Source organism: Sphingomonas sp. (assembly GCF_013812825.1).
Classification (GTDB): Bacteria; Pseudomonadota; Alphaproteobacteria; order Sphingomonadales; family Sphingomonadaceae; genus Sphingomicrobium.
Genome location: NZ_JACCSU010000061.1, coordinates 1 through 7,274, shown reverse-complemented (window position 1 = coordinate 7,274; position 7,274 = coordinate 1). Strand labels below are relative to the sequence as shown.

Below are 7,274 nucleotides of genomic sequence, written 5' to 3'. Positions count from 1 at the left end.
GTTAAGGGCTGGGACGAGGCCGTCCGCCAGGTCTCGGACGCGCGCATGCTCGGCGGAGCCCACTACCGGTTCTCGAACGATGCGGGCGAGGACATCGGCCGCAAGGCGGCGCGGCTCGTGGTGTCGTCGGTGCTGAGGCCGCTGCCCGCGGTTCGAAAGGCGCGGCGCTAGCGGACCAATTTGCCCGGGTTCATCAGCCCCTGCGGGTCGAGCGCGCGCTTGATCGCCTTGAGTGTGGCGATCCGGCCCGGCGGCGCGAGGCGCTCGAGCTCGTCGAGCTTCATCTGGCCGATGCCGTGCTCGGCGGAGATCGAGCCGCCGGCCGCGGTGACCAGGTCGTGGACGAGGCGGGTGATCGCCGCCGGGTCGTGGTCTTTCGCTCGCACGTGGAAATGGACGTTGCCGTCGCCGAGGTGGCCGAAGGCGCTCGGCTCGACTCCCGGGAATGCGCGCTCGAGCTCGGCCGCGGCCGCGGTCATGAAGCGCGGCATGGCGGCGACCGGGACTGAGATGTCGTGGGCGATCGAGCCGCCGCTCGCCCGCTCCGCTTCGGAGATCGAATCGCGGATCCGCCAGAATGCCTCGGCCTGCGCTTCGCTCGATGCGATCGCCGCATCCTCGACCAGGCCCGCCTGAAGCGCCTCGCCAAGCATCGCTTCGAGCTTCGCGCCCGGCGGTTCGGACGCGTCCGGCGAGGTCGCCTCGACCAGCACGTGCCAGCGGTGCTTGCCGGCGAGGGGGTTGCGGGTGCCGGGAATATGCTTGAGCACGAGCTCGAGCGAGTCACCCGGAACGATCTCGAAACCCTCGACGATGTCGCTTTGCCCCTGCATCGTTCGAAGCAGGTCGAGCGCCGACTGCGGGTCGGCCAGCCCGGCCCAGGCGACCGCCCGAGCGGCGACGGCCGGGACCAGCTTCAATGCCGCCGCGGTGATCACACCGAGCGTTCCCTCCGAGCCGACCAGCAGATGGTCGAGGCTGTAGCCGCGATTGTCCTTCTTAAGCGCGGTCAGGCCGTCGTGGATCGAGCCATCCGGAAGGACCGCCTCCACGCCGGCGACCAGCGAACGCATCGTCCCGAACCGCAAGACCTGAGTGCCGCCGGCGTTGGTCGCGATCAGGCCGCCGATCGTGCAGCTGCCGCGCGCTCCCAATGTCAGCGGGAAGCGCCGTCCGAGCTCGGCGGCGCGCTCGTGCAGGTGGGCGAGGATCATCCCGGCCTCGACGACGGCGAGATTGGCCTCGGCGCTGATCGAGCGCAGCGCGTTCATTCGCCGCAGCGACAGGATCATCGCGCTTCCATCCTCTGGCGGGGTCGCGCCGGCGACCATCGACGTGTTGCCGCCCTGCGGGACCAGCGGTACCTGGTGCTCGGCCGCAAGCCCGACCATCGCCGCCACCTCCTCGGTTTTCGCCGGCGCCAGGATCGCCGCCGCCTGCCCGCGGACTCGGCCGCGCCAGTCGGTCAGCCAGGGTTCGACCTCCTGCGGCTCCGTGATTGCCGATCGCGGCCCGAACCTCTGCTGCACGGCCGCGATCAGCTGCGCCTGACGATCAGTGGGCTTCGGCTTCATCGCCGGCCAGCATAGCGGCAATCGGCGGGCTTGGCATTGGCCGCCCATGCCGCCAATGCAGCAGCGGCGAAGCCAGCCGGGAGTTGCCGCGCAGATGAATTCATTACCGATCGCGCTCGGTGCGGCCGCAGCGGCGGCGCTGCTCGCTTTTGGCGGCCGCGCGGCCCTTCGGCGGACCCTGCGCCGCGCCCGCGACGATCACCGCAAGCGCCCGGCTTTGTGGAACCGCTTCTACGCGCTCGACTGGGGCGAGACGACGACCAACAATTACGGCTTCGCTCCGGCCGAGGGGCAGCACCCGCAGCGCTTCCAGCACCAGATGTACCGCGAGCTGCTTCGGCTGCTGAAGGAAAAGCGTCCGTTCGGCCCGCAGGCGGAGCCGTTGAAGCTGCTCGAAGTCAGCTGCGGGCGAGGCGGCGGGCTGAATGCGTTCATTGCTGCCGCGCCGGGCATTTTCGACGCCACCGGGCTCGACGTCGCCACAAGCGCCATCGCTTTCTGCCGCTCGACCTATGGCGAAAACGATCGCCTCCGGTTCGTCGAAGGCAGCGCGCTCGACCTGCCGTTCCCGGATGGCAGCTTCGACGTCCTGCTCAACGTCGAGGCGTCGAACGACTACGGCGATCGGCCGCGCTTTTTCGCCGAGGTCGCGCGGGTCCTGAAGCCCGGCGGCGTGTTCCTCTACACCGACAGCTTCCGGGCCGCGCAGGCCGAGCAGATGAAGCGGGAGCTGGCCGCGGCCGGCTTCGAGGCGGACTTCACCGACATCACCGCCAATGTCGCCGAGGTGTGCCGGCTCGACAGCCCGCGCCGCCGCGAGCTGATCGACCGGCAGGCGCCGCTGGTCGGCCGGCTGATGTTCCGCCGCCAGCTCGAAAATTACGCGGCCGTCGAGGGCAGCGGCAAATACCGCCAGTTCGCGGAACGGCGCCGAGCCTATCTGATGACCGCCGCGGTCAAGCGATGAGGCGACCGCTGATTACCCTGGTCGTCGCCCGGGCGAGCAATGGCGTGATCGGCAAGGACGGCGGGCTTCCGTGGCACATCTCCGCCGACCTCAAGCGCTTCAAGGCGCTGACCATGGGGACGGTGCTGGTGATGGGCCGCAAGACGTTCGACAGCCTGCCCAAGGTGCTTCCGGGCCGGCGGCATGTGGTCATCACCCGCGATCGCGGCTGGCGGGCCGATGGAGCCGAGGTCGCCCACAGCGCCGGCGAAGCGCTGGAGATGGCTGGGGACGAGCCGGTATCGGTGATCGGCGGCGCCGACATATTCGGGCTGTTTCTCCCGCTCGCCGACCGCATCGAGCTGACCGAGGTGCTTGCCGATTTCGTCGGCGACACGTTCCTCGAAGACCCACGCTCAACTGGCGAATGGCGCGAGGTCGAGCGCCAGGATCATCCGGACGAGGACCCGCCGTTCCGCTTCGTCACTCTGGAGCGAGCCTAGCGAGTCTTGGGAAAAGCCGCGGCGTATTTGCGAAACCGCGCCATCTGGTCGCCGAGCATCTGGTCGACCATCGGCGCCATCTTGTCGGCGCCGCCGTTGGCGAAGCCCGCCACCCGATAGTTCATCATCAGGCGCGAGCCGCCGGCGATCCGCTCGACCTTGACGTCCATCACCGCCGTCGTCGCCAGGTACAGCAACGGCCCCAGCGATCCGGTCAGAACCACCCGCTCTCCCGGCACGACGTAGACGACCCGCATGTGCTCGACCCCGCCGCCGCTCGGCAGCCGTTCACAAAAGCAGCCGCCGGGAGTGAGCGACAGCGACATGTTCGCCGAATCGCCGCTGTAGCTGTGGTCCTTGCTCCACCATTGCGAGACCTGGCCGAACGCGTCGAACGCCGCGGGTTGCGGAATCACCGTCTGGATCGTGTGCCGGACCTCGAAGCCGTGGGGGTTCGAAGACACCACTTCGGCTTTTGCGGGAACAGCCAGCAGAAGAAGCACGGAGACGCTGGACGCACGAAGCATAACGGAGGCTCCCACTAGAGCGCGTCGTTTTGCGAGGAGCGAAGCGACGCGGCAATCCAGGGTGGATGCTGGATTGCTTCGCTATGCTCGCAATGACGAGCCGCTTTGTCTAGCTGTCGAGGATCGCGTCGATCTGGGCCGCAACCTGCTCGACCGACGCCATGCCGTCGACCCGGCGCACCAGCCCGCGCTCTTCATAATAGGGCAGGATCGGCTCGGTCTTGGCGCGATACTCGGCCATCCGCCGGCGCACCGTCTGTTCATTGTCGTCGGGGCGGCGAACGAACTCGCTCGACCCGCACAGGTCGCAGAGGTCTTGCTGGCGAGGCAGGTTGAAGCGGTCGTGATAGGAGGCGCCGCATCGCGCGCAGCTGAAGCGGCCGGCGATCCGCTCGACCAGTGCGTCCTCCTCGACCTCGAGCTCGATCACATAGTCGAGGCTTCGGCCACGCTCGGCGAGCAGCAGGTCGAGCGCTTCGGCCTGCTCGCGGGTGCGCGGGAAACCGTCGAAGATCGCGCCATTGCTGCCGGCGGCATCCAGGCGCTCGCCGATCAGGGCGCTGACGATCGCGTCGCTGACCAGCTCGCCCGCCGCCATCACCGCTTTCGCTTCGAGTCCGACCGGGCTGCCCTGGGCGACCGCCTCGCGAAGCATGTCGCCGGTCGACATCTGGATCATCCCGCGCTGCGCCTGCAGCCGCGCCGCCTGGGTGCCCTTTCCGGCCCCTGGAGGGCCGAGCAGGACGATGTTCATGGACGAGCGCTCGGTCATGCGCAGGAGATCAGCGCCGGCGGCCGGTCTTGAGCTTGGCCTTCTTGATGAGGTCGCCGTACTGGTGGGCGATCAAATGGCTCTGGATCTGCGAGACCGTGTCCATGGTGACGTTGACGACGATCAGCAGGCTGGTCCCGCCGAGGTAGAAAGGCACGCCGGCCTGGCTGAACAGGAATTCCGGGATCAGGCAGATCAGCACCAGATAAGCAGCGCCGGTGACCGTGATCCGGGTCACCAGATAGTCGAAATAGGTCTCGGTCGCCTTGCCCGGGCGGATGCCCGGGATGAAGCCGCCGTGGCGCTTGAGATTCTCGGCCGTGTCCTCGCTGTTGAATTGCACCGCCGCGTAGAAGAAGCAGAAGAAGGCGATGCCCGCGCCGTAGAGCGTCAGATACAGTGGCGAGCCGTGCTGGAGGAACGTGCTGATGGTGATCAGCCAGTCGCCCGAATCCGGATTGTTCTGGGCGCCCGCCATCTGGATGACGGTTAGCGGCATCAGCAGCAGCGACGAGGCGAAGATCGGCGGGATGACCCCTGAGATGTTGACCTTGATCGGCAGGTGGCTGCGCTCCTGCTGCATCGCGCCGCGCGCCGTCTGGCGCTTGGGATATTGGATCAGAACCCGGCGCTGAGCGCGCTCGACGAAGCAGATGAACATCACCAGCCCGACCGCCAGCGCGACAACGGCGGTGACGGTCAGCGGATCGATGGTGCCGGTGCGGCCGCCCTCGAACAGCTGGGCGAGCGTCCGCGGCAGAGTCGCGACAATGCCCGCCATGATGATCAGCGACACGCCGTTGCCGATTCCCCGCGCGGTGATCTGCTCGCCGATCCACATCAGGAACAGAGTGCCTCCGACCAGGGTGATGGTCGCGGCGACTCGGAACACCATGCCCGGCTCGACCACCGCCGGAATGCCCTGCGATGCGCCGAGGCTCTCGAGGCCGACCGCGATCCAGTAGCCCTGGACAGTCGTCAGCAGCACGGTCAGGTAGCGCGTGTACTGGTTGAGCTTCTTGCGCCCGGTTTCGCCTTCCTTCTTGAGCTGCTTCCACGGCTCGTAGAGCGATCCTCCGAGCTGAACGACGATCGAGGCGGTGATGTAGGGCATCACGCCGAGCGCGATGATGCTCATCCGCTCGAGGCTGCCGCCCGAGAAGGTGTTGAAGAAGTCGAGGACGCCGCCCTGCTGGGTGCTGAACAGCGAGGCCATGGCCGTCGGATCGATGCCCGGGATCGGCACGTAGGACAGGAACCGGAACAGGACCAGCGCGCCGAGCGTGAACCACAGGCGCTTCTTGAGCTCGGTCGCCTTGGCGAAGCTCGACAGGGAAATGTTCGATGCCAGTTGTTCGGCTGCGGATGCCATATTGTCCGTAATCCCCTAGACGCTGCCGCTCATATAGGCCGCGCCGCCGTCATTGCGAGAGACCCCGGACTTGATCCGGGGGACGAAGCTCAGGCCTTGGCCGCATCGGCCTTGGCGGCCTTGTCTGCAAGCCGGGCCTCGCGCACCTTGCCCTTCTTGGCGGCGGCCAGCTCGGCCGGGTCCTTGCGCTCGACGATCTCGACCGAGCCGCCGGCCTTCTCGACCGCCCCACGAGCACCCTTGGAGGCTCCCGCGACGCGCAGCGCCAGCTTGGCCTTGAGCTCGCCCTTGCCGAGCAGGCGCACACCGTCCTTGCCGCCGCGAGCAAGGCCGGCGGCCTTCAGCGCGTCGTGGTCGAGGGTCCCCTTGGGATCGAGCTTGCCGGCGTCGATCAGCTTCTGGATCGCGCCCAGATTCACCTCGGCATAATCCTTGGCAAAGATGTTGTTGAAGCCGCGCTTGGGCAACCGCATGTGGAGCGGCATCTGGCCGCCTTCGAAGCCGAAGATGGAGACGCCGGAGCGGGCCTTCTGGCCCTTCTGGCCGCGGCCGGCGGTCTTGCCCTTGCCTGAGCCGATGCCGCGCCCGACCCGCATGCGGCTTTTGCGGGCCCCTTGATTGTCGCGAAGTTCATTCAGTTTCATGTCGTGCACTCGCTTTCGCTTTTGTCGCGCGTTGTTTTCTCTCGTGTGAGAGCGTCTATTCCTCGACGCTCACCAAATGCTGCACCTTGCGGACCTGGCCGCGCACCTCGGGCGTGTCCTGGACCTCGACGCTCCGCCGCAGCTTGTTGAGCCCGAGCCCGACCAGGGTCGCGCGCTGGGTCTTGTCGCGGCGGATCGGCGAGCCGGTCTGGGTGATCTTGAGCGTCTTTTTCTTTTCCTGGGCCATGACGCTTACTCCACGGTCGCTTCGGCCTGAGCCTCGGCCTCGGCAGCACCGGCGCCGCCGCGACCGAGCAGGTCGGAGACCTTCTTGCCGCGGCGCTGGGCGACCGAGCGCGGGCTGGTCTGCTCCTTCAAGGCCTCGAAGGTGGCTCGAACCATGTTGTACGGGTTCGATGTCCCGACCGACTTGGTGACGACGTCGGATACGCCGAGGCTTTCGAACACCGCGCGCATCGGGCCGCCGGCGATAATCCCGGTGCCGGACGGGGCCGAGCGCAAGGTCACCCGGCCGGCGCCGAAGTGCCCGTCACCGTCATGGTGCAGCGTTCGGCCGTCGCGCAGCGGCACCCGGACCATCGCCTTCTTGGCCGCCGCGGTCGCCTTGCTGATCGCCTCGGGCACCTCGCGCGCCTTGCCGTGACCGAAGCCGGCGCGGCCCTTGCCATCGCCGACCACGACCAGCGCCGCAAAGCCGAAGCGCTTGCCGCCCTTCACGGTCTTGGAAACGCGGTTGATGTGGACCAGCTTCTCGATCAGCTCCTCGCCGCCGTCGTCGCCGCCGCCGCGCCCGCCTCGGCCGCCGTCACGGCGTCCACGGCCACCGCCGCCGCCAAGAAGGCGATGGTCCGGGTGCCGCTGCGCGACGGCCGCACCCTGCACCATGACGGCGACGGTCACTTCGGCGCCGGCCGG

9 protein-coding genes are annotated in these 7,274 nt (G+C 67.9%); 2 read left to right on the top strand and 7 right to left on the bottom strand.

Features of this window, described 5'->3' with window-relative positions; all coding sequences use genetic code 11:
- Positions 1 to 167: 167 nt before the first annotated feature.
- Entirely contained in the window at positions 168 to 1,574 is a 1,407-nt protein-coding gene (locus tag H0T81_RS07980; RefSeq protein ID WP_294011631.1) for an FAD-binding oxidoreductase, read from the bottom strand.
- Between the two features lie 94 nt (positions 1,575 to 1,668).
- On the opposite strand from H0T81_RS07980, the gene H0T81_RS07975 reads away from it, so the two are divergent.
- Positions 1,669 to 2,541, top strand: coding sequence for a class I SAM-dependent methyltransferase (locus H0T81_RS07975; protein ID WP_294011629.1), 873 nt, complete (start codon positions 1,669 to 1,671; stop codon positions 2,539 to 2,541).
- The gene (locus H0T81_RS07970; protein ID WP_294011627.1) at positions 2,538 to 3,023 is read left to right on the top strand and encodes a dihydrofolate reductase; all 486 of its coding nucleotides are present in this window, start codon (positions 2,538 to 2,540) and stop codon (positions 3,021 to 3,023) included. The genes H0T81_RS07975 and H0T81_RS07970 overlap by 4 nt, the downstream gene beginning before the upstream one ends.
- Here the strand turns inward: H0T81_RS07970 and H0T81_RS07965 are convergent.
- The 6 genes from H0T81_RS07965 to rpsE form a co-directional block, all read right to left on the bottom strand.
- Positions 3,020 to 3,550, bottom strand: coding sequence for an ATPase (locus tag H0T81_RS07965; protein WP_294011626.1), 531 nt, complete (start codon positions 3,548 to 3,550; stop codon positions 3,020 to 3,022). The genes H0T81_RS07970 and H0T81_RS07965 overlap by 4 nt on opposite strands.
- 109 nt (positions 3,551 to 3,659) lie before the next feature.
- Positions 3,660 to 4,304, bottom strand: coding sequence for an adenylate kinase (locus tag H0T81_RS07960; RefSeq protein WP_294011635.1), 645 nt, complete (start codon positions 4,302 to 4,304; stop codon positions 3,660 to 3,662).
- A gap of 28 nt (positions 4,305 to 4,332) precedes the next feature.
- Positions 4,333 to 5,694 carry a preprotein translocase subunit SecY gene (gene secY, locus H0T81_RS07955; RefSeq protein WP_294011624.1) on the bottom strand — a complete coding sequence of 454 codons (1,362 nt, stop codon included), beginning with the start codon at positions 5,692 to 5,694 and terminating at the stop codon, positions 4,333 to 4,335.
- An 89-nt stretch (positions 5,695 to 5,783) separates the two neighbouring features.
- Positions 5,784 to 6,338 (bottom strand): 50S ribosomal protein L15, encoded by a 555-nt coding sequence (gene rplO, locus H0T81_RS07950; RefSeq protein ID WP_294011622.1) that lies wholly within the window; start codon positions 6,336 to 6,338, stop codon positions 5,784 to 5,786.
- Between the two features lie 55 nt (positions 6,339 to 6,393).
- On the bottom strand, positions 6,394 to 6,585 hold the full coding sequence (gene rpmD, locus H0T81_RS07945) for a 50S ribosomal protein L30 (protein WP_294011620.1): 192 nt from the start codon (positions 6,583 to 6,585) through the stop codon (positions 6,394 to 6,396).
- A gap of 5 nt (positions 6,586 to 6,590) precedes the next feature.
- Complete coding sequence (gene rpsE / locus H0T81_RS07940; protein WP_294011633.1) at positions 6,591 to 7,244, bottom strand: 30S ribosomal protein S5; 654 nt, start codon at positions 7,242 to 7,244, stop codon at positions 6,591 to 6,593.
- Between the last annotated feature and the right edge of the window lie 30 nt (positions 7,245 to 7,274).